This window comes from Acinetobacter chinensis (genome assembly GCF_002165375.2).
In the GTDB taxonomy this organism is placed as follows: domain Bacteria; phylum Pseudomonadota; class Gammaproteobacteria; order Pseudomonadales; family Moraxellaceae; genus Acinetobacter; species Acinetobacter chinensis.
Genome location: NZ_CP032134.1, coordinates 1,404,309 through 1,429,920, shown reverse-complemented (window position 1 = coordinate 1,429,920; position 25,612 = coordinate 1,404,309). Strand labels below are relative to the sequence as shown.

At 43.4% G+C, this 25,612-nt stretch carries 22 protein-coding genes; 6 read left to right on the top strand and 16 right to left on the bottom strand.

The window, feature by feature from the left end:
• Nucleotides 1-23 precede the first annotated feature (23 nt).
• The 4 genes from CDG60_RS07535 to CDG60_RS18525 form a co-directional block, all read right to left on the bottom strand.
• Nucleotides 24-221 carry a hypothetical protein gene (locus CDG60_RS07535; protein WP_087511513.1) on the bottom strand — a complete coding sequence of 66 codons (198 nt, stop codon included), beginning with the start codon at nucleotides 219-221 and terminating at the stop codon, nucleotides 24-26.
• 958 nt (nucleotides 222-1,179) lie between these two features.
• A complete protein-coding gene (locus CDG60_RS07525) occupies nucleotides 1,180-1,647 on the bottom strand; it encodes a hypothetical protein (protein WP_160116999.1) in 468 nt (155 codons plus the stop codon).
• A gap of 10 nt (nucleotides 1,648-1,657) precedes the next feature.
• The gene (locus CDG60_RS07520) at nucleotides 1,658-2,071 is read right to left on the bottom strand and encodes a surface-adhesin E family protein (RefSeq protein WP_087511507.1); all 414 of its coding nucleotides are present in this window, start codon (nucleotides 2,069-2,071) and stop codon (nucleotides 1,658-1,660) included.
• Nucleotides 2,072-2,575: 504 nt separating this feature from the next.
• Nucleotides 2,576-2,698: a hypothetical protein gene (locus CDG60_RS18525; protein ID WP_264757149.1), complete on the bottom strand. Its 123-nt coding sequence runs from the start codon at nucleotides 2,696-2,698 to the stop codon at nucleotides 2,576-2,578.
• Nucleotides 2,699-2,794: 96 nt separating this feature from the next.
• Here CDG60_RS18525 and CDG60_RS07515 point away from each other — a divergent pair, with 96 nt between their 5' ends.
• The 4 genes from CDG60_RS07515 (at nucleotide 2,795) to CDG60_RS07500 (ending at nucleotide 5,785) form a co-directional block, all read left to right on the top strand.
• On the top strand, nucleotides 2,795-3,391 hold the full coding sequence (locus CDG60_RS07515; RefSeq protein WP_227542942.1) for a carbonic anhydrase: 597 nt from the start codon (nucleotides 2,795-2,797) through the stop codon (nucleotides 3,389-3,391).
• An 88-nt stretch (nucleotides 3,392-3,479) separates the two neighbouring features.
• Nucleotides 3,480-4,235, top strand: coding sequence for a hypothetical protein (locus CDG60_RS07510; RefSeq protein WP_087511504.1), 756 nt, complete (start codon nucleotides 3,480-3,482; stop codon nucleotides 4,233-4,235).
• Nucleotides 4,236-4,249: 14 nt separating this feature from the next.
• Nucleotides 4,250-5,296 (top strand): bile salt hydrolase, encoded by a 1,047-nt coding sequence (bsh, locus tag CDG60_RS07505; protein WP_087511502.1) that lies wholly within the window; start codon nucleotides 4,250-4,252, stop codon nucleotides 5,294-5,296.
• A gap of 9 nt (nucleotides 5,297-5,305) precedes the next feature.
• On the top strand, nucleotides 5,306-5,785 hold the full coding sequence (locus CDG60_RS07500) for a hypothetical protein (protein ID WP_087511500.1): 480 nt from the start codon (nucleotides 5,306-5,308) through the stop codon (nucleotides 5,783-5,785).
• A gap of 113 nt (nucleotides 5,786-5,898) precedes the next feature.
• Here CDG60_RS07500 and CDG60_RS18595 read toward each other — a convergent pair whose 3' ends face one another.
• From CDG60_RS18595 to CDG60_RS07485, 3 genes are all read right to left on the bottom strand, one after another.
• Nucleotides 5,899-6,039, bottom strand: a complete 141-nt coding sequence (locus CDG60_RS18595; protein WP_406565309.1) for an LbetaH domain-containing protein — start codon at nucleotides 6,037-6,039, stop codon at nucleotides 5,899-5,901.
• 547 nt (nucleotides 6,040-6,586) lie between these two features.
• Nucleotides 6,587-11,107, bottom strand: a complete 4,521-nt coding sequence (locus tag CDG60_RS07490) for a translocation/assembly module TamB domain-containing protein (protein WP_087511498.1) — start codon at nucleotides 11,105-11,107, stop codon at nucleotides 6,587-6,589.
• Nucleotides 11,108-11,128: 21 nt separating this feature from the next.
• Nucleotides 11,129-13,894, bottom strand: a complete 2,766-nt coding sequence (locus CDG60_RS07485; RefSeq protein WP_087511712.1) for an autotransporter assembly complex protein TamA — start codon at nucleotides 13,892-13,894, stop codon at nucleotides 11,129-11,131.
• A gap of 178 nt (nucleotides 13,895-14,072) precedes the next feature.
• Here CDG60_RS07485 and CDG60_RS07480 point away from each other — a divergent pair, with 178 nt between their 5' ends.
• Entirely contained in the window at nucleotides 14,073-15,392 is a 1,320-nt protein-coding gene (locus CDG60_RS07480) for an MFS transporter (RefSeq protein ID WP_087511496.1), read from the top strand.
• Nucleotides 15,393-15,396: 4 nt separating this feature from the next.
• A complete protein-coding gene (gene coq7 / locus CDG60_RS07475; RefSeq protein WP_087511494.1) occupies nucleotides 15,397-16,032 on the top strand; it encodes a 2-polyprenyl-3-methyl-6-methoxy-1,4-benzoquinone monooxygenase in 636 nt (211 codons plus the stop codon).
• A 129-nt stretch (nucleotides 16,033-16,161) separates the two neighbouring features.
• Here the strand turns inward: coq7 and CDG60_RS07470 are convergent, their stop codons facing one another.
• From CDG60_RS07470 to folB, 9 genes are all read right to left on the bottom strand, one after another.
• Complete coding sequence (locus tag CDG60_RS07470) at nucleotides 16,162-16,881, bottom strand: response regulator (protein ID WP_087511493.1); 720 nt, start codon at nucleotides 16,879-16,881, stop codon at nucleotides 16,162-16,164.
• Between the two features lie 14 nt (nucleotides 16,882-16,895).
• Nucleotides 16,896-19,532 carry an ATP-binding protein gene (locus tag CDG60_RS07465; protein WP_087511491.1) on the bottom strand — a complete coding sequence of 879 codons (2,637 nt, stop codon included), beginning with the start codon at nucleotides 19,530-19,532 and terminating at the stop codon, nucleotides 16,896-16,898.
• Between the two features lie 147 nt (nucleotides 19,533-19,679).
• Nucleotides 19,680-20,291 (bottom strand): potassium-transporting ATPase subunit KdpC, encoded by a 612-nt coding sequence (gene kdpC, locus CDG60_RS07460; RefSeq protein WP_087511489.1) that lies wholly within the window; start codon nucleotides 20,289-20,291, stop codon nucleotides 19,680-19,682.
• Nucleotides 20,292-20,307: 16 nt separating this feature from the next.
• On the bottom strand, nucleotides 20,308-22,329 hold the full coding sequence (gene kdpB / locus CDG60_RS07455) for a potassium-transporting ATPase subunit KdpB (RefSeq protein ID WP_087511487.1): 2,022 nt from the start codon (nucleotides 22,327-22,329) through the stop codon (nucleotides 20,308-20,310).
• An 11-nt stretch (nucleotides 22,330-22,340) separates the two neighbouring features.
• Nucleotides 22,341-24,044 carry a potassium-transporting ATPase subunit KdpA gene (gene kdpA, locus CDG60_RS07450; RefSeq protein WP_087511485.1) on the bottom strand — a complete coding sequence of 568 codons (1,704 nt, stop codon included), beginning with the start codon at nucleotides 24,042-24,044 and terminating at the stop codon, nucleotides 22,341-22,343.
• The gene (locus tag CDG60_RS18155) at nucleotides 24,037-24,180 is read right to left on the bottom strand and encodes a hypothetical protein (protein WP_160116997.1); all 144 of its coding nucleotides are present in this window, start codon (nucleotides 24,178-24,180) and stop codon (nucleotides 24,037-24,039) included. Before CDG60_RS18155 ends, kdpA begins: the two co-directional genes overlap by 8 nt.
• Nucleotides 24,181-24,292: 112 nt before the next feature.
• Entirely contained in the window at nucleotides 24,293-24,811 is a 519-nt protein-coding gene (locus CDG60_RS07445) for a COG3650 family protein (protein WP_119023826.1), read from the bottom strand.
• 12 nt (nucleotides 24,812-24,823) lie between these two features.
• Nucleotides 24,824-25,264: a 2-amino-4-hydroxy-6-hydroxymethyldihydropteridine diphosphokinase gene (locus CDG60_RS07440; RefSeq protein ID WP_087511481.1), complete on the bottom strand. Its 441-nt coding sequence runs from the start codon at nucleotides 25,262-25,264 to the stop codon at nucleotides 24,824-24,826.
• Nucleotides 25,221-25,601 (bottom strand): dihydroneopterin aldolase, encoded by a 381-nt coding sequence (gene folB / locus CDG60_RS07435; RefSeq protein ID WP_087511479.1) that lies wholly within the window; start codon nucleotides 25,599-25,601, stop codon nucleotides 25,221-25,223. The genes CDG60_RS07440 and folB overlap by 44 nt, the downstream gene beginning before the upstream one ends.
• Nucleotides 25,602-25,612: the final 11 nt, after the last annotated feature.

Below are 25,612 nucleotides of genomic sequence, written 5' to 3'. Positions count from 1 at the left end.
TCTGGACTACGGTCAGCTAAGCACTAAGCCATCTGCCAAAGCTCATAATATTCCTGAATATCTGAGTTTAAAAACTCATCATTTTCAGCGTCATAGTTAAATGGCTTGTTTTCCAGAATATCTGTGCTGTTCACTGAGCTTAAGTATTTCTTTAAGAACTTCTTAAAAGACTCAATCTTTTCAGGAAAAGTATTTTCTTCATCCCATAAAATTGTATCCATCTCAAAATCCTCAATACATAACAAAGTTTGCGCATTATATTGACAACAAACAAACTAATCAACACTTAAAAGTGAATTAAATCACAATATTAACTGTATGCAAATTCATCTCACCTTTCTTATCTCATTAGCCGACAACAACTTCAGTATTCACTTCCCCCTTATATTTATTAATAAAAATTAAACATGAAACTTATAATCACTTAACCAACCGGCTGTACAGGCAAACATAAACCACATGGATATCTACACCCCAGTTCAGTAACGAAAAACTTCAGTGGATACCCCACTCTGACCGGATAGCCTGTAATATGCATACAGTCTAAAATCATTCTTAAAGAAAAATATCCCATCCTCCCTGAAGATTTGCATATTCCTGATGGCAGAATGTTGTACCGTTTTTAATTGTTATTCTGCTGAACATATCCCCAGTTCAGCACTACCAGGAACACCACGGCATGCATCTTCCCATGATGGCATAATGATTCCGCTCGCAACTTACGCTAAACTGTTCATCTTTCTGAATAAAAAATATATAGATTTAAAATGTTTGCTATATTTTGCATTATTGCTGTGATTGCAGTGTTTTTCTTCGACCTGTATCTCCGTAGAAACTACATGAATATAGGAACTGGCGAGTGGTTAATTTACCTTGTTATATTCATATTTTTATTCATCGGTTTAACTGAAGATGGTTTTCTCACCCGATTATTAAATTTCGAACAGCAAACTAATGGATAGTTTTTGAAAATTTATTAACGACCGACGATCAAATTACGTTCAGATCTCAGACATTAAAAAAGCTCCATAGAGATCTACGGAGCTTCGCCTTTATCATTTGCGCTGATACAGGATGCTGTTAAGCAGGCTATAATTATATATACCTTCAATAAAAATGTATATAAAATATATCTTATATTGTTACTCATGCATAAAACCACCCAAGGTGGTTTTATATTCAGTATCCAATAAAGTATTTATCCACCCTGTTTGCGATTGTCCAGTCATCCGGTAAAGATGCTGCAGAATTTGTTAAGGAACCTAAATATTTTTTAGCTACTGTAATTTTACAGGCAGCTTCATTACCAAAACCATCAAAACTCAGATTCTGGAAATTTTCACAAGCCTTAAAAACATTCACATAAATTTTTCTGTTCTTTATCAGATTATCCTTTTCATACTCATTCGCTTTTTTGTACGCCAACTTATACTCGATATCTGCTTTACCAATAAAATCATCTGCCGCCTTGAGCAAACAGGCATTGTATGCAGCAGAAAATTTATTATTTTCAGGATCTTCCAGACATTCAACCAATTGATTACGTACTTGTACTTTATACTGCTCATATGACGAATCTGCCACTGCATTTAAAGAAAATGCGGTCAGCAAACAGCCTGATAATATTGCCTTCATATCTTTTCTCAACTATCAGATATCAAAAAGATGGTGTTTCAAAGGCTTTGCATGATTTTTCTAAAATTGATTCACCAATGGAGTTCGGGATAACGTCTTTCATCGTGACATAAGAATTATGATCTGAATTCAGCAACTTGCCGCTCTTTTTATATTCATTGTATGACTTCATGCCTATAGTCAATTCATTACAATTTATATGCCACAACGATATTGAATAATCATCCACACTTAAACCATCTTTGCTAATATCATTATAGATAACCTGCTTCCCCCAGACTTTCAGGTAGCTTTTCCCATACTCTGAGGCTTTCCGGGTTTTATCCGTATCAACATAATAATAATATTCATCACTGCTTCCGACTCTTTCCCAGTCAGCATTTACATTCGTCGAAAGAATACCCGCTACTAGCACACCCAAAAAAAATTTCAACACAACAACCCCTGAAAAAGTATTTTATTAAAAAATACAAAGGATTATACAACACAAAATCCAACCTAACCAATTCCGGTTCAACAAAAAAGCCCATCTTTCAATAAACTTTAAGACTATTGACAGCTAAACCAGGACGCTTAGCTGTACTTATTTTTATAATATTTTTCAAGTTTCTTCTGTCATGCATACCAAAGTGAATTCTTCACTGAACTGTTATATGGCTTGTTTAAACTGTTCAGTAAATCTGCTCACCTTCGCTTAGTGAAAAATCAATAACGACCTGGACTCACTTTGCTCACTCATACAGCAGCATCAACATTCGTCATGTCGAATCTCATATCAATTTTAACCTACAGATTCGACACCTGTTTTTTAAATCAGAACGCTTTCAACAGCCTGTATTCAGGCTACATAAACTTTACTTATGCAGACTGAATATGCTTCAAAGACCTGAATAAAAATGACTTATATCAGAGCCTTGTTCTACACGACTGGAATTTCCAGTTATAAAAGCTGTATTTCATTAAATACTATTTCCCCATGCATAGGCTTACTGTCTTTATATAGATCTATAATAACATCGGCATAACCAGCACCAATTTCTGATGTCTTAACATCAAGTCGCATCTACAGACCTTCAACCACACTTTTTATGAGCGCTATAAAAAACAGCAGCATTTATGCTAGGTTATTCAGCAGTTAAAACACAAAAAGGACTGAAAATTGAGAACATGGCAAGAGTCGCTGAATATTTTACGGAAAGGCAATGCACGCTTTATTCAGCATAAAATGAATAATGTTTTGCACCATGACCTCCAGACGCTTTCGGAAGCTCAGAATCCTTATGCTGTTATCCTTTGCTGTTCAGATTCCAGAGTTTCTCCAGACATCATTTTTGACCAGAGCCTGGGGAGTCTGTTCGTCATACAGAACGCCGGTAATGTCAGTGATACCTCTGTGCTGGGAAGTATTCAGTATGCGATACAGCATCTGAAAACACCTTTGATTATTGTTCTTGGTCATACCTGCTGTGGTGCGGTGACAGCTGCTCATGAAAATAAAAAAATGAAAGGTCCATTACAGGATCTGATCACCCAGATTGATGAAAATCTGATCCTTAATGGTACAGCTGAAGATTCCATCAGAAACCATACATTAGCTACAGCGCGGCTCCTGAATACTGCCCTCGAAACACATCAGGCTAAAATTGAACAGGATGCTCAGGTTCTTCCTGCCATCTATGACATTGCCAGTGGCTACATTACATGGATGGATTTAGAAAAAGATATTATAGCTACACCCCAGCCAATTACACTGTAAATTCAGTAAGATCACTTAAAATTGATGAATTAAATCCTGTTCATAATATTCAACGTATGGTAAAAAATATACAAATGGGGAGAATTTAATGCATTTTAAATCTTATTTATTTTTTTCAATGGCTGTCATTTTCAGCCAGGTTACCACCGCCGGCAGCTTTTCAGACACATTTCAGGGCTCACCAAAACTGTATATCAACCTGTATGCATTTGCAGCGGATGTGGATGGTTCAATTAACCAGGGTCATATCAGATATGATGTGGATCAGCCATTTAAAGAAACTGTAAAAGAACTGGACAGTGCTTTTATGGTTCATGCAGATATCAGTAAAGGATTATGGGGATTTTATACCGATAAGCAGACTGTTAAAACATCACAGAATAAACATGCCCTGCAATTACCTGTCGCATTGAATACAAAGCTCAATCAGGACAGATACGGTATTTATTATCAGGCCTATATATCTCCAGAAACAGCACAGAATAATCAGCCGAGACTGATCGTTGAACCCACAGCAGGGATTCACCACACAGAGGCTAAAGCAACACTCTCCGTTTCAAATCAGTCCGTAAAAGCGGATCAGTCATGGGATGAATTTTTCTGGGGTACACGTTTTAAATATAATTTTAACAGTCCATGGAATCTGGCATCTGAGATTACATTCGGCACTGAAAACACAGTTTCTGCTCATGCTTACGTCGGATACCGTATTCCTGTCATGAACAGGCATATCAATCTGAGAGCAGGTTACCGTTACCTGGAGCAGGATTATAAGTCAGGTAATTTTCACTGGGACATTATTCAGAAAGGGCCTGTCATAGGCATTAACTTACCAATTTTTTAATAAAGGGTTAAATAATGAATAAATCTTTAAAAAAAACACTCCTTGCAGCGGGGCTTCTTATTGCAGCAGAGCTGACCATGGCATGTACACGTGTTGTCTATCTGGGCAATAACGATATCATGACAGCCCGATCCATGGACTGGAAAAGTGATGTCGGAACCAGTTTATGGATATTGCCAAACAACGTGAAACGTACAGGTATGGCTGGTCCAAAATCCATTCAGTGGACGTCAAAATATGGCAGTGTCGTTGCGACCGGTTATGACATATCCACCACAGATGGAGTCAATGAGAAAGGTCTGGCTGCAAACCTGCTGTGGCTGGTTGAATCAGAATATCCAGATGTAAAGAATAATAAAAAACCACCTCTGAGCATTTCCCTCTGGGCACAGTATGTACTGGATAACTTTGCAACAGTCGACGAAGCGATTAAAGCGCTGGAAAAAGAACCCTTCATGGTTGTAACTGATCAGGTTCCTGGTGAAAAACGTCTGGCAACACTTCATCTGTCCATTTCAGATGCAAGCGGTGACAGTGCAATTATTGAATATATCAGCGGTAAACAGGTCATTCACCATAACCGTAAATACCAGGTGATGACCAACTCCCCGACTTTTGACCAGCAGCTCGCTCTGAATACTTACTGGGGGCAGATTGGTGGAACAACCATGCTGCCAGGAACAAACCGTGCGGCAGACCGTTTTGCCCGTGCATCTTTTTATATCAATGCCATTCCAAAAGATGCGACACCTGAACACTCACTTGCCAGTGTATTCAGTGTGATACGTAACACTTCAGTTCCTTTTGGTCTGAACACTGAAGAAGAACCCAATATTTCCTCTACCCGCTGGCGTACAGTCGTCGATCACAAAAGACAGCTTTATTTCTTTGAGTCTGCGGTATCACCGAATGTTTTCTGGGTTGATTTAAAAGACATCAATTTCAGTGATGGCCAGACGAAAAAGCTTGAACTTGGCCCAGATCAGGCTAAAGTATATGCAGGTAAGGCGAATGCTTCTTTCAAAACAGCTCAGCCATTTCAATTCCTGGGTATACAGTAGAACTTAATTATGATGAATAAACTATGGTACTTACCAGTCAGTATGCTGCTCATTACAGGCTGTGCGACCACTCATGTTCAGGACAGCAACAATCTGGGGACTAAAGGACTGCTGATCTGTCAGCCAGCTGAACTCTGCCCTGTATTGACAGTCGTGTGGAACGAAACCCACAAAGATGTGCTGAAAGTGAAAATAAGCCTGAATGATGCACATACTTCCTACAATATTCAGAAAGTGGTATTTACCAATGGTGAGAAGAGCCTGCCATTTAATGTGACAGGTCCTACTGAGATTGATCGGCCATTTAAAGCGAACAGATCACGCAACAGTGTTCTGGTTCCAGTCAACCTGGTTGCACAGCTTGGTGGTTCTTCCAGCATCTTAATGAACATTCATACTGATAAAGGTGTAATTTCAAGACATATTGTTAAAGATGATGTCAAAGCACCAGTCTTTCAGGAACTGGTCAAATACTATAAAGCCGACTGATCCCTGATAAAAAAACCCTCATATTGATGAGGGTTTTTTTATATCAGATGCCTACTGTCTTCTTTTTTTTCCTGATGGCTTTAAAAAACCGATTCCTCATCATTAACAAAGTTTCATGTCTGAGAATCTGTACTCGCTATTTTCTTCAGGACTTTGCATGGATTCCCTACAGCAACCACACCTGATGGTATGGATCGGGTGACCACGCTACCCGCACCAATCACAGTATCATCACCAATCGTTACACCTGGCATGATGGATACGCCTGCACCGATCCAGACATTGTTACCGATATGAACCGGTTTTACATACTCGAGTCCCTGATTACGCAAGTCTTTTTCAAGTGGATGCCCCGCAGTATAGATACCTGTGTTTGGAGCAATAAATACATTATCCCCTATCGTAACTTTTGCACCGTCCAGGATTACCAGATTGACATTGGCATAGAAGTTATCCCCTATTTCAATATTGAAACCATAATCACAATGAACTGGACCTTCTATCACAAAACTGCTGCCAATTTTCCCAAACAGACTTTTCAAAATGCTGTTTCGTTCTTCCTGCTTCTCAGGGGGAGTCTGATTAAACTCAAACAAAGTCTGTTTTTTTTTAACCGCATTTTCAGAATTTCAGGGTCAAAATTTGCATCATATAAAAGCCCCACAGCAGCTTTCTGTATTTCGTTCATTTCCACTCAATCTCTGACTTAATCAGGCTCATACTCATGAATCTGCTGATAAGTAAAATGGAGAAAAATCATAAAATATAACCGTCACTGATTAAAGTTAGGGTTATATCCCATCAGAATTTCCAGTTATAGAACACATCAATCGCACGTTCCAGAGACTGACTTGCCTCCAGGTACATCCGTTTGTTCATCTGATAACGCAGCGTCAGTTTATTTACCGGAGTAAAGACACCCACACCGTAACGGATAAACAGATCAGGCGTGATATATCCTGTCACGCTGACCTGAGTATCATTGCCTGTTCCCTGTGCATCCAGTGCAAGCCCACTCAGACCAAAAGTCCGACCAATCTGATTGGTCAGTGCCCTTGTTCCACCGAGCCCCATACTGATACCGGCAGCAGCAATTGTATTATTTACATCAGACTTAAAGCCTTCTGTCTGACTGATACCGCTGGTTCCTTCATTAATACGACCGGTCAGCATGGCATTTAAGGCTTCCTGTTCTGACAGTCCTGCATCGTTATAAATCTGGATATTTGGACCCGATGCAGTTCCTGTAACACGAACACCAATCGTACTGCCCTGAACATTTTTATTGGCTTCAATATCCAGTGTCGGATTTTCCAGTGGCCCATTGAAACGGGCAATTGCGCGGTTCAGATCAAGACTCTGACCATAAGCTTCAATTTTGACTTTCTGACTGACACCTATGGCACCATTGGCACGCATAGCGGTTTCCAGTCCCCGCTGAGATAAGTACAAACGCCCAATCAATGGAATACGACTGTCAAAGCCCTGAAAAATCACCTGATTTCCTAAGCTAACGTCTACATCTGCCCGAATATCCCAGGGTTTCGCCGATTTCAGAATCGCTAACTGATTCTGACCTTCCTGGACAATACGGACATCTGAAGAAACGTTGACCACGGGTGCAGATGCTTCTGGCATTGAAATAAGCGCACGAGGTACATCCACTTTACCCTTCAGAACCAGTTTTTTACTCAGCGGTAAGGCTTCAAGTGTGAGATCCGGTTTGATTACAGCTGTGATCAAAGGTGCCTGACGAATCAGCATATCTTCACCTTTCAGAGACAACTGAATACGTGGATCACCTTTCCAGTCTATATTACCGGTCAGATGCCCAACACCCCGACCACTGTTGAATGCACCATTAATGGTTGCGCTGTCCTGACGGATGGATGAGTAAATCTGTAAATTTGTCAGATTCACAGGCAGGGAAATCATACTGATCGCACCATCTTTCAGGCGCATTTCACCATTGAGCAATGGCTGTGTCAGTGTACCGCTGACCTTACCGGCAAATGACAGCGTACCACCCAGTGAACGGACGTCCTGAATAAAAGGCTTGAATACTTTCAGCTGTATTTCATTAAAGGCGATTTCCCCACGCATAGGCTTGCTGTCTTTGTAGGGGTCTATAATAACGTTGGCATAACCTGCACCGATTTCTGGTGTTTTAACATCAAGTCGCATCTGCAGACCTTCAGCTACACTTTTTGCAACAACCGCAATCTGGTTATAAGTCAGAGCCGATGCTTTTTCCTGTGGATCATCTGCCGCAAGACCAATTACACCATCACGGGTCACCAGTCTTGCATCAATTTTAGGTTTTGAACCCTGTGCCCAGGATGCTTTTGCATAGCCATTCACTTTACCTGTCACCGCAAGTCCTTCCGGCATAAATGCAGCAAAGTCATTCAGATCAAGGTTCTGTGTGACAAAAGAAACATTTCCTTTGGTTTTACTGACTGTTATTGGCTGATCAAAACACAACTGACTCTGCATGCTCATCCAGCAGTGTGCACCAACAAAAAGCTCAGTTCGGGCAGAATTATAAATAACGGAAGCATTCTGACGCTGAACCAGACGGGTTCTTAATGAGTCAAAATCACCTTTCTGGATCTGCCCAAGCCAGTCATTGCTGTTATTGAATCCACCTGCAAGCTGGACATAAAATTTGGTCAGACTGTTTTCTGCCTGGACTTTGAGTAAATGGGCTTTACGTGTACCAGCCAGGGAAATTTCCCCCTTACGGATTTCACGGTTACCATTCATCAAACCTTCCATACTTGCTGTCATCAGCGTCGGTGTTGTTTCAGATGTTGGCAACTCACCTTTGAGGCGCATTTTACGGATACTGACCAGATCATTAAATCTGAAATCATCCACAGCAAGATTGGCTGTCGCTTTGAGACGTGGCTGTGCCTGCAGGTTTAAATAACCATACACCCGACCACGTAACCCACCATACAGCTCATACAGCGCAGGTGCATTGACTTTTACTCTCAGGTTCTGGGCATTTCCAGTTGCCTGAATCTGATTTGCGGCATAAGACAGAAACAGATTGTTTGCCTCAAACTGCTGAGGAATGAAACCCTGCTGATCTGAATTGAGAATAACCGCCAGATTACCTGTCCCACGTACTGGTTTATTATTCAGCATACCTGCAAGGTTCAGTTTCTGAATATTGATCCGTTTCAGTTTGTCCGACCATACACCCTGTGTTTTTACATTACCGGACAGTTCACCCCGCACACTTGATACAAAATAATGCGGTTTAAAACGAATGAGAGATGCATTGATATCCCATCCCAGTCCATTTTTAAGATCCACCGCACCACTGGCAAGAATCTGACCCGCAGCACCATTATGTTTTAACTCTGAAATTCGGATAAGTTCAGGTGTTCCGGAAATACCGAGTTTCAGCACACCCTGACTGGCAGGTACAGCCGAAGCATTTAATGCACCATCATAATTCACAGCAAAACTTTTAAAACCACCACCCTGCGCAGAATTATGGAACAGCACAGCTGCGGTACTCTTTCCTGTCAGATGGATAGTTTCATTCTGTCCCGCCATTTTTCCTGTCAGATTGATCGCATTCAGCTGAATGATCTGTTTATCCGGCTCTGCATAACCGCTGGCATTGATCTGACCATTCAACAGATTGACTGGTGCTGCTGTTGCAACAGTCTGTGGATTGAAATCTTTGGCAGTTAACAGTGCTGACCATTTCAGCAGACGCTTTTCATGAGGTAACTCAACTTTCGCATGCCCACTCAGACTGCCTTTATCAGCCATGTAGCTGAAAGAAGGAACATTTAAGTTGTTGTTTTTCAGATTTAACTGAGCCTGATACAGACCGGCAGGCAGGCTGCTTTTTTCATGACGGGTAATTTTTGTTACAACATGGATATTCTGCTGACCTTCAACCAGTGCCATTTTGACATTACCAGCATCACTGGTCAGCCACCCCACATACGGAACAGCCCGATCGATCTTCTGCCAGCTGACATCCATCAGCATAGGTGCAGCTTTTTCAGCTTCAGGCTGATTCTGATCCAGTTTGACATTCCAGCTTTCATAGCGGTCAAAATCAACCTGTGCATTTAAATGCATCCCATCTTTCAGCTCGCCTTTAGACGCAAGCGCTGCATCAAGTGCTGGAGGTAAAAAGTCCTGAACCACCTGAGGAATGAGCTTATCTTTCGGGTCAATACCATCCATACGCCCCTTGATATCCCAGTGAACTTTTTCATTCCATCCTACCAGCCCACTCAGGTTGACTGAACCTTTCATTAACTGACCATTCAGACTGGAAATATTCAGCTGATTGACCAGGTCCGTGTCCATCACTGCGTTATACTGTCCCTGCGGGATATTTTTACCACTTAAGTCCGTCACAATATTCAGATTCAGTTTCTGAATATTGCCATCAAATCTGGCTGTACCTTCTTTGGAAAGCAGTTCCTGGTCCTGCATTAAAGGCCAGTGATAATTATTAAATTTTAAAGCGCCTGACATAGGTACGTGAGGACGTACAGGATGAACCACCGCCCACCCCATCAGCAGGTCAGGCGTATTTGTTGCCACACCGGCCTGAATGGTATCGAGCGTACCTTTGGCAACAACTGAAATATCATGGACATTCAGACTTTCACGTAAAGCAGGTAAATTAACCGTCGCTTTGATGTCCAATGGATATTTACCTTCAAACTTCATGGTTCCTGTGGCATTACGTACGCCCAGATAGCCCATATCGACATGCGAGTCTTCAAACTCCAGCTCTGTACCTGACCACAATGCATTGTTCAGCTGAATATCGTAAAAATCCACACCTGCACTGGAAGTTTTAATCGCCAGATGATCAATTGCAGCATCATCCACTCTTAAAATAAAAGGCAGTTTAATCGGGCTGAATTTAAAGGGTTCATCAGAAGGAGGCGATTTACTGATCACCTGAACATTATTAATATCGGCGTGATTCAGATGGATTTCTTTATTGAGAATAGCCCGCCAGCCCAGTGTTACATCAGCCCGGTCAATTTTTACATCTACAGGAGCCAAAGTGACCAGCACATTCTTCAGAATAATGCCTTTGAGCAGATTGCCACCCTCATACTCATATTTAATAATACTCTGAGTCTGCAACACCCGATCCAACAGAAATTTACTGCCTTTGTCAGTCGAAAACATCAGAGCCAGTGCAGCTACAAGCGTCAGAACTGCGAAAAGCAAAGTCAGCAGTATACTTTTCAGCACCTTCCTTTTTTTCGGAGGCTGTTCTGGAATCTGTTCCTGAGGTGCCTGTTGCTGTTCTGTTTCAGCCATAACTCTTCCAACGCCCGAATTTTATAATTGTGAACCAATAAAGAAATGTAATCGTATAGGATGATTTTCGTCTGAAAGACCCGATGCGACATCTATACGGATTGGACCAATCGGTGATGCCCATCGAATCCCGATACCGGCACTGTATTCCAGATCATTACTGAATTTTTCATCATACGCATTACCAAAGTCACTGAATACAGCTGCGCGCCAGCCTTCCTTGAACTGATAATTATATTCAAGTGAACCTACAGCCAGAGCCTGACCACCCACTTTAAATCCATCCACTTCAGGCGAAAGACTCTTATAGTCAAAACCACGTAATGACTGATCACCACCTGTAAAGTAGCGTAGATTATACGGAACCTTATTGAAATCCTGAGTAAAGATATAACCAGCCTGAGTACTTCCGACAAACTGATGATTATTGTTCTCGCCCAGTGAGTAAATAAAATGCCATGCAGCATTTACAATTGCCATATCTGCATCAGACAGTAATGATTCACTGCCCAGTTCCAGCTTATAGGTCTGTTTAAAACCACGTGTCGGGTTGACCCGTTTATCACTGTCAGTACGTGAAATTTCATAACCTAACAGTAAGGATTCCTGCTCTGAATTACGGTTTGCCAGGAATGCATCCGGTATATCTTCTACAGCTACAACTGTTCCACTCTGTGTTAAACGATCCAGACGGTAACGCAAACCAAATGTATGCTGCCAGCTGCCACGAGGGTTTTTAATCACCCGGTCAGCACCTGCAACAGCAGATTCAATCATCAGATTGACACCCTGACCGACATCATCACGTTCTTCACGTTCATAACCACCTACCAGGCTGATGTAGTCATTCAATGGGTGGTTATAAGGAATATTATAACGACCATCAATGGACTGCCTGATCTGTGACAGTTCCATATTGGCATCAAATGAGTGTCCACGACGGTTTACAATGGCACGGCGATATTGTCCACGCAGACGTGCGCCAGTATCTGTACCATAACCGACACCCACTTCAGCATTGTTCAGCTTGTCCGCATTCAGCGTCACAATAACGGGAATTTTCTTTTCTTCACGTGCCTGCTCTTTACGCAGATCTTCTTCACTTAGTTTATTCTGCTGTTCAGCCTGCATGGTTCTTAATTTTTCACTGTCCTGTACCGAAGCATTTGCACCGGCAAACTGTTTTTCATCCACGACATTCTGAGTGACTTCCGTTCTGGATGCCACCGTTTTTCCTGCATTTTCAGTCTGTGGCATGACGTCCGAACGTGACAGTTTATCCTGATCCACAAGCTCCTGCAGGTCAGGTGGCAGCTCTCCAGGAACTTCAATCGGATCTGGTTTTACAGCATCCACCAGTGTGTAGTTGAAATAGCGGGAGTTGGTCAGGTTGTTTGCTAAAGAATTTACCCGCCAGAATGCATAATCTGCACCATCTTTCCATGACACCATGCTTTGCAGTACATCCAAATCAATGGGCAGCTCTTTGGATGGATCACTCATTCTGAATTCTACAGCACCCAGTTTATAGCGCTCACCTGTTGCATAACGCAGGTTAATGTCTGCCGTGTTCTGAGGCTGAGCCACCTTAACATCATGCAAGCGCCAGTAACCATCAAAAAATCCGTTATTGGATGCCGCTTCATTAATCCGGCTTTTGGTCTTTTCATATTCACCGTGATTCAGAATATCCCCAACCTCAAGATCGGGCAGAACGCCAATCACCTGGAACTGTGGCTGATTTTCACCACCGCCACTAAATTCGATATTCTGCGTTTTCACTAAAACTGGAGCATTTGGGGTTACGTTGACACGCACCTTACTTTCACTGATTTTTTCAAAGCGGAAAACTGCATTATAAAAACCCAGTGCCTGAGCTGCCTGGTTAGACATCGTTCTTAACTGAGGCAAAGCCGAAGGAAAATCTGAATAAGATTCCTGAGTAAAACTGGACAGTTTACCCTGTATATTTGCTTTCAGGCTCTCCAGTGCTGCGGCATAGTCCTTATCAGAAATTTCCTTACTATTCTGAGTGGTCGATGTAAAAACCACCTCCGCTTTGATTCGGGGTACTTTCGAAACAGTGGCTTCACGTGGCGGTCTGATTTTATAATACCAGCGTTTGAATAAACCAGGCTCTTCCTTATTTTCAGGCTCTGTAACCAGTCCAAGTTCTGGTAAGGAGCGCCCCGTTTCATTGGCTTCCACTACAATTTTACTGTCAGCCTGAATCGAACTCATCAGCTGATCCACATTTACAGGTGCCTGGTTAATTTCTGCCAGTTCCTGCTGACTGGCATCAGTGACAACTATTTCCTGTGTCTGACCTGCACGGTACTGTTCTGCTTCCTGTTTTGCTACAGATGCTTCTTTGAAAATTTCATCTGCTATAGTCTGATCGACAGGGGCAATGGGTAAGTCCTGAAGGTCTTCAAATTCTATCGGTTTAAACTCTGCCAGTGGCTGTACCGAAGTTTCCTGCTGTTGCAACATCGCCATACTGTCAGGCTGAGCAGGCTGTTCTGACTGGGACAGTTCTATTTTCTGTAACTGTTCAGCACTGTCCATGCCCTGTTTAACAGCTTCGCTCTTGAGTTGTTCTGTTATTTCTGTTTGAGTAGGCTCAGGTTGTGTCTGCGCCAGTTCAGTCAGGTTATTCTGTGCAAAACCATGTTGAGCAAGTACACTTAAAAAGACCCCCATGCAGATACTGCGATGATTCCACAGACTGATGGAACTCATACTCAGACAAAGCACTGACTTTTTAAAATTCTTTCTGGCAAGCATGGATAACTCTGAACAATATAATATTTTTGATGGAAATATCCCAACAAAAGGTTTGCTAACAAACTCAAATGTATTGGATTTTTCACTGAAATACAGGCTAAAAATATCATACATGATTTTGCTTGCTGTTTTACCAAATGAACACATTTCTTAATAAAACTTTATGAAGTCCCGAACTATGAAGAAAAATGAACATCTGTTAGGTACACGGCGGTTTTTACCGATGTTTATCACGCAGTTTTTTGGTGCTTTAAACGACAACGTTTATAAACAGGCACTGCTGCTCGTGATGACATACGGATGGATTCATCAGCAAGGGGTAAACATCAGCACACTGAACAACCTGGCTGCGTTGCTGTTCATTTTACCTTACTTCATTTTTTCTGCGACAGCCGGACAGATTGCAGATAAGTTTGAACGCTCAAAACTCATCCGTGGCATCAAACTTCTTGAAATTATCATCATGCTGATCGGTACAGCAGGCTTTTTACTCGGTAATTTATGGCTGCTGTTACTGGCACTGTTCATGATGGGGACACACTCCACCTTCTTTGGTCCAATCAAATATGCAGTACTGCCTGAAATACTGAAACCCAGTGAACTGATGTCTGGAAACGCACTGTTTCAGTCAGGCACATCCATGGCAATTCTGATCGGTATGATCCTGGGGGGTGCTGTGATTTCAGCCTCTCAGGGAAACCTGATCTGGATCAGTCTGACCGTTGTCACCATTGCTGTACTGGGTTATATCTCAAGTACTTTTGTTCTGAAGCAGAAAGTTACCGCACCCGACATTAAAATTGACTGGAACTTTTTCAGAACCAGTTATCAGACCATCTGCTATGCGAAAAGCCTGCCTGCTGTTTTTCTGATTTTACTGGGCAATTCATGGTACTGGTTTTATGGAGCAACTTATCTGACTCAGATTCCTCAACTGACTCAGCAGAATCTGCATGCATCAGAAAACGTAGTCAGTCTGCTGCTGACCTTTTTTTCAGTCGGTATAGGTGTTGGATCTCTGCTGTGCAGACGTTTTGGCGGTTCTGAAGTCAATCTGAAAATGGTTCCCATTGGAGCTGTCGGTCTGACACTGTTTGCTTTATATCTGGCAGCAAGCCTGAGTTTTGTTCCAGAAAAAACAGGTGCCTTGATTGGTCTGTCTGAGATATTCCATCAGGGATGGAGTTATTATCATGTCATGATTGCTGTGACGCTGCTCGGAATCAGTGGCGGTTTTTATATTGTTCCGCTGTACGCCATGATGCAGGCTTATTCTCCACGTTCACACCGTGCGCGGGTCGTAGCAGCAAATAATATCCTGAATGCTGTTTTTATGGTGTCATCTGCAGTTTTTTCCATTATCATCTTGAGCGTACTGAAGATTGATATCAAAATACTTTTCTGTATGACTGCTGTACTCAGTGCAATATTTACCACCTGGTTACTGATCAGGCTGAAACCTGCACTTCACTCTGCCAAAGACTCACTGGAGGAATAATTTCATGCGCCAATATTCAGGTATGGACAAACTCATTCATTCATTTGATCAGGCATTACGCAGTCTTGTTCCCGGAGTCACCACTGCTCAGCGCAGTAACCCAGGAAACACCTCTGAGACTCAGCTGGCAGTCAGTGAAGCCCGTCATGTGGCGGGTCTGATGCGTGTAAACCACAGTGGTGAAGTCTGTGCCCAGGCGCTTTATCATGGACAGGCACTGACCGCAAAACTGCCCAATGTCCGCAAGGAAATGGAACAGGCTGCTGTAGAGGAACAGGATCACCTGGCATGGTGTGAAGACCGCTTAAAAGAACTGGACAGCCACACCAGCCTGCTGAACCCTGTCTGGTACGGACTGTCTTTTGGTATGGGTGCACTTGCAGGGATTGCTGGTGATAAATACAGCCTGGGTTTTGTTGCTGAAACAGAACGTCAGGTCAGCCTTCACCTTGAGCACCATATCAGTCAGTTACCTCCTCAGGATGACCGTTCACGCAAAATTCTGGTACAGATGAATGAAGATGAACTGCATCATCGTGATACGGCTTTAAACGCAGGTGGTGTTGATTTACCTTTACCGGTACGGATCACTATGACCGCTATTTCTAAACTGATGACAAAAACCAGTTACTATATCTGAGTCAACAGGTTCAGTTCTGTTTTCATAAAAAGCCCCTGAATATTTTCCCAGGGGCTTTTTTAATAACTCAGCCAGAGCTTACAACCACAGACCAATGACAATAAAGCAGAACTAGTAACGGAATCAGACTCAGAGTCCAAGGGCTGATTTTCCTGTAAACCTGAGACCAACCCCAGGTTCGGTCACAATATAACGGGGATGCACAGCATCATCTCCCAGTTTACTTCTCAGCTTCGCCACCAGTATCCGTAAATAATGCGTATCTTCCTGATGTGTTGGTCCCCACAGGTCTTTTAAAATCTGAGGCTGAGTCAGTAACTGCCCCTGGTGCATTGCCAGCATATTTAACAGCTGAAACTCTTTTCGGGTCAAAGAAATCAGTTCTTTATTCAGATAAACCTGTCTCTGTGCAAAATCTATTTTCAGCTCACCATCATCATATACTGCCGACTCAGTCGTAACAGGCGTGTTTCTGAGCATGACACGGATCCGTGCCATCAACTCCTGAACACTGAAAGGTTTGGTCACATAGTCATTTGCTCCTGCATCCAGCAATGTCACTTTTTCTTCTTCGTCTGCACGTACTGAAAGTACAATCACCGGAACATGAGACCACTGCCGTAATTCAGTCAGCACTTCACGACCATCCAGATCAGGCAACCCTAAATCAAGAATAACAAGATCAGCTCCATGTAAAGCCAGTGCTTCCAGTCCCTGCTGACCGGTTTCTGTCAGTTCTGTTCGGTAACCCTGAGCCCGTAAAGCAATATCCAGGAATTTTCTGATCTGATTTTCATCATCAATGATCAGGATGTTCGCTGCATTACTCTGTAATTTTACATATTCCAAAACGCAGTCCTCTGTTATGCACCGTGGCTGATCGGCAAAGTCATTCTGATACAGGTGCCTTTACTGTTTTGTGCTGATTCAGCAGAAATCTGTCCCATATGCGCACCAACAATTGCTTTCACGATAGTCAGCCCAAGACCTGTTCCATACTGCCCACGGTCACCGCGCTGCATGGTATAGAACATATCAAAAATACGGTTACGCTCATCTTCAGGAATACCTTCACCCTGATCTGATATGACAATCTGTATCTGCTCCTGATTGAGCTGAAGCACTTCAACTTCTACAGGTACACCTTGTGGCGAAAATTTTGCAGCATTTTCAAGCACATTAAAAACAGCCTGTTCAATCAGTGCCGCATGAACAAACAAACTGACGGGTTCTGCTGGTAAAGTCACGCTGACCAGCGTCTCAGGCATATAGCGTTTCAAACGACGGACAGCAGATCCAACCAGTTCATCTGCTCCGATCCAGTCCCGTTTCAGACTTAAGCCTTCATGTCCCAGACGGGTCATATCCAGCAGATTCTGAATATAACGGTCCAGTCGTTCACCCTCAATATGTATCGCCTGCAGAAGACTGTTCTGGTCTTCATCATTCATGTTTTGACGATAATGCATCAGTGTATCTGCCGAACCAATCATGGAAGCCAGTGGCGATCTTAAATCATGAGAAACTGAAGACAGCAGTGCCGAACGTAATTTTTCTGTTTCAGAATTTACATTGGCAATTTCAAGCTCTTTGGTCAACTGCGTCCGATAAACCGCCTGAGCAATATAATCGACCATGGATTCCATCAGATGCTTCTGTTCACTGTTCAGTGCAGTAACTGCGGCAGGATATTTTATACCTGCGACTCCCAGTGATTCCCTTGAAGTCAGCAAAGGAAGAAACATCCATTCATTTTCCATGAGTGTCTGAGTAAAACGACCCGATGGCTGATGATTCTTACGTGTCCATTCTGCCGAGATTTTTTCTTTTTCTGTCAGAAGTGATAAATCACTGCCTGTTTCCGTACTGTCTGAAAGACTGATCCAGATCTGTGCATGGAGATGCTGTTCGAGACTTTGCTGTCCATGCTGTATCACCTGCTCCAGATTTACAGCCATAGACAGCTTCTGTCCAAGATCCTGCATGATACTGTTATGACTGTTGGCAGTTTTTAAGGCAACCACCTGCTCCCTTAAACGCGATGCCAGCCGACTGGCTATCAGAGCAGCGGCTAAAAATGCAATGACTGTCACCACACCCTGATGTGCTGATATCTGTAAGGTAAATTCAGGACTGATAAAGAAAAAATTATAAGCCAGAAAAAACAGCAGTGCAGAACTGACAGCAGCCAGCATTCGGGTCTTTGACGCAACGAACACTACAGCGGTGATAAAAATAACCGACAGTTCTTCTATTCCCAGAAAATATTCTCCGACCCATGCAATCGCAATACTCACACATGTTGTCAGCACAACTAACAGGCTTTCTTTCACATTCAAAAATGAACCTTTTAAGTGCTGTTTGTCCGCACTTCTGTCTTTCTGCCGAACAGGAACAATACTCAACTCATAAGAAGGCTGTTTTTTCATCAGCTGCTGAGCAATGGATGGATTCAGATGGTTCAGAACAGTTGTTTTCTGTTGTGGCAACATTAGGGTCGCAATACCTTTAGTCACCGCAAAATCATTTAAAATTCGGGCTTTTTCCTGACCATACAATGTTTCGGTCATTCCTCCCATCTGTCGGGCAAGATTAAAAGCATCGTCCACGGCTTTTACGTGTGCTGAACCATTGCGCTTATCTGCTGCAAATGCAACCACAGTCCATTGAGCTGCTCTTTTTTCAGCAAGCCGACAACCTGCTCTGACCATTGCCTCGGGCTGAACTGTTTCCTCAAGCAGAATCAGTACATGGTTATTTAAAGGGACAGGCATCTGTCCCTGCACCATGAAGTTTTCACGGACATCCACATCTACGTAACCGGCAACCGTCTGAATCGCAAGTTCACGCAAAGCAGTCAGATTGGAAATATTGAAAAAACCCTGCAGTGCCTGTGCTGTCTGCTCAGGCACATAAACTTTGCCCTGATTCAGCCGTTCAAGCAGTTCATTGACCGGCAAATCTATCAGACGAATATCCCTGATGCGCTCAAGCACCCGATCTGGTACGGTTTCTTTAACCCTGACACCTGTAATCTGATAAACCACATCATTCAGACTTTCAAGATGCTGAATATTCATGGTGGTAAAAACATCTATGCCTGCATCCAGCAGTTCACTGACGTCCTGCCAGCGTTTACTGTGTCTGCTGCCAGAGACATTCTGATGGGCAAATTCATCTACAAGTACAATCGCAGGTTTACGTTTCAGAACAGCATCTATATCCATTTCAACCAGTGAATGCCCCCGATAGCTGATCTGTTTAAGCGGAATTTCGGACAGACCATCTCTCAGACTTTCAGTTTCAGTCCGACCATGCGCCTCAACATAACCAATAACAATATCCTGCCCCTGATGGTGCAGATCACGCGCCCGCATCAGCATGGCATAGGTTTTACCGACACCCGGTGCTGCACCCAGAAAAACCGTCAGACGACCTGACTGATAACGCTGCACGTGCTGTAATAAGGTATCTGCTTTTATATTTCGATGTTCTGTCATTGTTCTGCCATTTCTCATGACTGGCATGAAAGTATTTTAGTTCTGCTTATATCCGACAGGATATCCTATTCAGATACGGTTCAACAATTGTCATAAAATTTGTGATCAGGGCAGATTCTGCAGATACAGAATCCACCCATTCAAGCTCTAGACTTTGCCATACTGCTGATCAAGCAACAGATTCAGTTTCAGTACATTGATCCGCGCAGTGCCCAGCAACCCAGCCGTTGGATACCGTGTATGCTGAGCAATCAAAGTCAGAATATCCTGCTCCGAAACATTGCGTCTGGCAGCAATTCTTTTTGCCTGAATCATTGCAGCCTGCACACTGATTTCAGGATCCAGTCCGCTACCCGATGCGGTGACCAGATCCTTAGGAATCTGATGCGGTGACACGACATTTAAAGTTGCCTGCTCTGCAACACGCTGCTGAATGGTCTTTTGCAGTTCTGGATTGGTTCGTGCCATATTACTTCCTGCTGCAGCCATTGGATCATAAGCTGAAGCTGATGGACGTGAATGAAAATACTCCATTCCCTGAAAAGGCTGTGCAATCAGCTCAGAACCTACAATCTGTTCATTCTGCACGATCAGACTGCCATTTGCCTGATGTGGAAAAATCAACTGTCCTGCACCCGTGGCAACAGCACTGTATAAAAAACCACAGATTCCCAGGCTGATCACTGTCAATCCCAGCGATGCTCTGACAACTGTACCCAGAGCACCTGTTTCAACGGTCTGTACATTCTGTATATTCATGTGTCTGCTCCTGTATTTATACAGACATAATCTGAGTAATCACCATATCAATGGCTTTAATGGCTATGAACGGTAAAATCACACCGCCGACACCATAGATCAGCATATTTTTTCTGAGCAGCTGAGTTGATGTGGAGGGTTTAAATTTCACACCTCGCAGTGCAACTGGAATAAGTAAAGGAATCACAATGGCATTGAATATCAGTGCAGACAGAACTGCACTCTGTGAACTGCCCAGCTGCATCACATTCAACACCTGCATTTCTGGAATCGCCACCACAAACAAGGCAGGTAAAATGGCAAAGTATTTTGAAATGTCATTTGCCAGGGAAAAAGTGGTTAATGCGCCACGGGTAATCAGCTGCTGTTTCCCAATTTCCACAACCGCCAGCAGTTTGGTTGGATCAGAATCCAGATCCACCATATTGCCCGCTTCTTTAGCAGCCTGGGTGCCTGAGTTCATTGCCAGTCCGATATCTGCCTGTGCAAGTGCCGGTGCATCATTGGTACCATCACCCACCATGGCAACCAGATGCCCACTTTGCTGCTCTTTACGGATACATTCGAGTTTGTCTTCAGGTTTTGCTTCAGCAATATAATCATCAACACCTGCTTCAGCAGCAATTGCCGCAGCGGTTAATGGGTTATCACCTGTCACCATGACTGTTTTAATACCCATTTCACGTAAACGGGCAAACTTTTCCTTAATACCGTGTTTAATCACATCGGACAGTTCTATCACACCCAGTAAAGTCTGATTTCTTGCCACAACCAGCGGAGTTGCACCTTTTGATGCGACCTGTTCCACACGGGTTATCAGCTCAGTATGATCTTCTTTCTGACCGACAAATTTAAGAATGGCATCCATCGCCCCTTTACGGATCTGCTGTCCTTCCTGAAGATTTACCCCTGAAATCCGTGTTGCAGCATTAAAGGCAATAAATTCAGCATTTACAGGCTCATTTATACGATCTCCAAGCTCTTTCGCCAAAGCAACAATAGATTTCCCTTCAGGTGTCGGGTCTGCCAGTGAAGTCATGACCGCTGCCTGACGAAGCTCAGATTCAGATACTCCTGCAACCGGATAAAATGCTGTTGCCTGGCGGTCACCATAGGTAATCGTGCCTGTTTTATCCAGCAGCAACACATCAACGTCCCCAGCCACCTCCACTGCCTTACCTGATTTTGCAATAACATTGGCTTTTAAAGCCCTGTTCATACCAGCAATACCAATTGCAGGCAATAAACCACCAATCGTTGTCGGAATCAGACAGACCAGCAAAGCAACCAGTAAGACGGGATCAATGCGGATACCTAGAAAGTGGCTGATAAACGGTAAGGTCACAACCACCAGTATAAAAGTCACTGTCATTACGGTCAGCAGGATTCCCAGTGCAATTTCATTGGGTGTTTTCTGACGGTTTGAACCTTCCACCAGTGCAATCATACGATCCAGAAAACTGTTCCCTGCTTCTGCTGTGACCTGAACCACAATGCGGTCTGTCAGAACTTTTGTCCCTCCTATCACCCCAGAGTGATCAGTACCAGCCTCACGTAAAACAGGTGCAGATTCACCTGTCACTGCTGCTTCATTGATGGTAGCAAAACCCTCAATGATTTCACCATCGGACGGAATAATTTCCCCAGCACGGACTTCGATCAGATCATTCTTTTTCAGATCTGTTGCTGCAATCTGAACAGCCTGAGTATCATGAACTGATGAAAGTCTTCGGGCAGTCAGATTCTGACGGGCTGCACGCAGTGAAGATGCCTGTCCCCGACCTTTGGCTTCAGCAACAGCTTCTGCATAATTGGCAAACAGTACGGTAATGAACAGAATCAGTGTCACTGACAGTCCAAACAGTAAATTTACCGCGCCCATCAATGTGCTGAAAAATGTAATCAGCGTACCCAACCATACTATCGCCATTACGGGATTTTTGAACGCATGCTGGGGCAATAATTTAATACAGGCATTTTTCCAGGCTTCAGGCTGTAAAAATGCAGAGGTATTTTCTGAACGGATCTGTTTATTCATTTTTCTGCTCCTTAACCCTGAACAAGCAACAAGTGATCTGCAATTGGACCGAGAACCAGCACAGGCATGAACTGAAGTAATGTCAGCATGACTACAATGGCAATCAGTGTCAGAGCAAAGGTTGGAGTTTCAATTTTCAGACTGCCTGAACTTTCAGGTGCCTGTCTTTTAGTTGCCAGTCGTGCGGCGATGAACAGCGGAATAATCAGTGCAGGGAAACGTCCCAGCAGTAATGCCGCCGAACAGCTGACATTCCACCAGATGGTGTTATCCGCCAGTCCCTCAAACCCTGAACCGTTATTGGCATAGGCAGAAACATATTCGTACAGTACCTGACTGATTCCGTGATAACCTGGATTACTGTTTCCTGTCAGGGACGGAACAGCCAGTGTAATTGCTGTAAAGCCCAGAATCACCAATGGCTGAAGTAAAATCAGTACCGCTAGCAGTTTAATTTCGGCAGCTTCAATTTTCCGCCCAAAAATTTCAGGTGTTCGTCCTGTCATTAATCCTGCAATAAATACCGCCAGGAACAGATACACCAGAAACTGCTGTAACCCACAACCCACACCACCCCAGATAGCATTGATCATCATGTCTGACAGGCTCACAAGTCCCGTCAGCGGTGCAGATGAATCGTGCATCATGCCCACAGAGCCGTTGTTGACCTGAGTGGTTACCGCTGCCCACAGTGCAGAAGATGATTCACCAAAACGGACTTCTTTTCCTTCCATTGAGGACAGCTGATTTGCAGTAGATGAAAGACTTTCTGACCAGATCGCTGCTGTTGCAGAAACTACAGACATAAACAGCATGGAACCAAACACCAGTCCTGCAAATTTTGCACGCCGTGTGAAAAAACCAAGCATGAAAATCACACTGACTGGAATCAGTAAAATCGCCATCATTTCCAGGAAATTGGATAATGGGGTTGGATTTTCCAGCGGAACAGTACTGTTCGGTCCATACCAGCCGCCACCATTACTGCCAAGCTGTTTTATGGCAACCATGGAAGCAACCGGACCTAAAGGTATTTTCTGTGTCTGCATTTCTGAAGTCGGTTCAAGTACCTGTACTTCAGGACCGCCCTGAAAAGTGGATGGTACACCCTGACCTGCCAACAGCACTGACCATACCAGGCAAAGTGGCAGTAAGAAACGGAAGGTTGGACGGATGACATCAGCCCAGTAGTTTCCGACATTAATTTCACTCAGGCTTTTTTTCTCAGCAGACTGCGGTTCTGGTTTATAAAACAGCGCACGGACTGTAGCCACCACCATTGCCAGTCCCATCATTGGGGTAATCACCTGCATACCGACTATCCCGACCATCTGTGACAGATAGGAAAGTTGAGCCTGACCTGAATAATGCTGCTGGTTGGTGTTGGTCAGAAACGAGATCATGGTGTGCAGTGCCAGATCCCATGACATATTGGGTGCATTATTGGGATTGAGGGGTAATGCTGCCTGAACCATAAACAGTAGCCAGGTCACCAGTCCCAGAAATACACAGCTGACAGCAAAACTTAAGGCATAAGTTCTGGCATTCATTCCTCGTGAGGGATCAGTTCCAAGTAAGGCATATAACGGCTTTTCAAACCAGCTGAACAGCAGATCTGTTTTCATGGGTCTGTTCTGCATGACGGCAGCAAGATATTTCCCCAATGGAACAGCAAGCACTATGACTACTGTCAGGAGCAGTATCATTTCAGTCATGATGCACCTCACACAATGAAGGTGTATTCAGGACATTCAGGTTATAGACAACCTGATCTGTATTATTTGTTTTAAGCGTAATTAAGCATGATTGATGCTGTATCAGCAATTGATGCGCTTGTAATTCAGCAGACATCTTTTTTATCCTTTACATCGGAGATATTCCACATGCAAGTATGAAAAAGACAGGCGTAAACTCTCTATGCGGGAAAACTGGATTGCCGTAAATATGCCGTAAATTTTTTATTTTAATCTTTAATCAGAATCTGTAAGTCGGACTGTTCTTTATTCTGCTGAATCATGGATGGATTTCCTGGATAGGTGTGTCCATCAAATTTTAACAGGACATTCCCTGTACCTTTACTGTAAACACTCAGCGACTTCCATCCATTGATAGGTTTATCTGAAACATCAACAGGTGTATTCACCAAAGTCGTTTTACTGACCAAGTCAAAGCCCAAAGCCGTTCCTTTAAATATCAGCAATGTACATCCACCTGAACCACACCAGTCCATACCTTTCAATAGAACTGCAGCGTCATCCACAGCATCTGCATTCAGGTCAGTCAGTGCAAAGTCGTATTGCGCAGTCGTTTGAGTATAGGCATAGACCGCCTGCTGTAACTGTTGTTCCTGTATCTTGATTTTCTGTTCAGGCTGATTTGCCTGCCCCCTAAACTGGATATTTCCCAACCCAGTATTTGTAGTGCCGCATCCAGAGAGAAATATGACTGTTGAAACCACACTGTAAAATAAGGTTCTGACCATTCAATTTATTTCTCACTGAATGTTCAATGAAACCTGTGGAAAATCATGTTCAGCATGTCTGAACTGATCATCCTGCCAGATCTCCATCATTGGGATTTTGACATCCAGCGCCAGGGGAAGTTTTTTAGGATTAAACGTCATGGCAGTTAAATCCGCCCCCCAGGCAATCAGATCAATATCCAGTGAAATATGATGCGATGGACGCACCCGCCCAGAATCTGCTTCCATTTTTTTCAGAATGGCAGTCATTTCATCTACCGTTAACTGACTTTTCAGCAGACAGGCAGCATTCCAGTAATCTGCACCGATGCCATCCCGACAGGGAATCAGATATACAGCTGAAAATACGGATGTGCCCATACGCTGAATCTGTGCAAATGTTTTCTGAAAATTAGGTTGTGAATTGCAATTACTCGCCAGAGCTAGGGCGAAAATCGTTTCGGTGGCGTTCAAGACGAATTCCTACAGAATTTGCTTGCGCGATAATGGCAGGCTTACGGATGGTTATGATAATGGATTCAACAGCAGGAAAGGTAGTAAAAAGAACCTTTAATACAAGGTGTGCTGCATGTTCAATCAATTCTGGCTGTGCCTGCTGGATAACCTGAGCCGACAGCTCACAGATTTCTGCATAATTCAGTGTATCGTTCAACAGATCAGACTCTGCCGCATTTTTCAGACAGGTATTGACCGTCAGATCCAGCATCAAAGGCTGAATAATCTGTCGTTCCCAGTCAAAACAGCCAATCACTGTCTCAACTTTTAAACCTTCAATAAGAATTGAATCCATGTTTTGCCCTA

Coding starts and splice junctions, on each gene's coding strand:
- CDG60_RS07480 (WP_087511496.1), top strand. CDS start 14,073: ATGAAGAAAAATGAACATCTGTTAGGTACACGGCGGTTTTTACCGATG.
- kdpB (WP_087511487.1), bottom strand. CDS start 22,329: ATGAATAAACAGATCCGTTCAGAAAATACCTCTGCATTTTTACAGCCT.
- CDG60_RS07510 (WP_087511504.1), top strand. CDS start 3,480: ATGCATTTTAAATCTTATTTATTTTTTTCAATGGCTGTCATTTTCAGC.
- coq7 (WP_087511494.1), top strand. CDS start 15,397: ATGCGCCAATATTCAGGTATGGACAAACTCATTCATTCATTTGATCAG.
- CDG60_RS07445 (WP_119023826.1), bottom strand. CDS start 24,811: ATGGTCAGAACCTTATTTTACAGTGTGGTTTCAACAGTCATATTTCTC.
- CDG60_RS07465 (WP_087511491.1), bottom strand. CDS start 19,532: ATGACAGAACATCGAAATATAAAAGCAGATACCTTATTACAGCACGTG.
- kdpA (WP_087511485.1), bottom strand. CDS start 24,044: ATGACTGAAATGATACTGCTCCTGACAGTAGTCATAGTGCTTGCTGTT.
- CDG60_RS18595 (WP_406565309.1), bottom strand. CDS start 6,039: ATGCCAGGTGTAACGATTGGTGATGATACTGTGATTGGTGCGGGTAGC.
- kdpC (WP_087511489.1), bottom strand. CDS start 20,291: ATGAATATACAGAATGTACAGACCGTTGAAACAGGTGCTCTGGGTACA.
- bsh (WP_087511502.1), top strand. CDS start 4,250: ATGAATAAATCTTTAAAAAAAACACTCCTTGCAGCGGGGCTTCTTATT.
- CDG60_RS07485 (WP_087511712.1), bottom strand. CDS start 13,894: ATGCTTGCCAGAAAGAATTTTAAAAAGTCAGTGCTTTGTCTGAGTATG.
- CDG60_RS18155 (WP_160116997.1), bottom strand. CDS start 24,180: ATGTCTGCTGAATTACAAGCGCATCAATTGCTGATACAGCATCAATCA.
- CDG60_RS07490 (WP_087511498.1), bottom strand. CDS start 11,107: ATGGCTGAAACAGAACAGCAACAGGCACCTCAGGAACAGATTCCAGAA.
- CDG60_RS18525 (WP_264757149.1), bottom strand. CDS start 2,698: ATGCGACTTGATGTTAAGACATCAGAAATTGGTGCTGGTTATGCCGAT.
- CDG60_RS07535 (WP_087511513.1), bottom strand. CDS start 221: ATGGATACAATTTTATGGGATGAAGAAAATACTTTTCCTGAAAAGATT.
- CDG60_RS07500 (WP_087511500.1), top strand. CDS start 5,306: ATGATGAATAAACTATGGTACTTACCAGTCAGTATGCTGCTCATTACA.
- folB (WP_087511479.1), bottom strand. CDS start 25,601: ATGGATTCAATTCTTATTGAAGGTTTAAAAGTTGAGACAGTGATTGGC.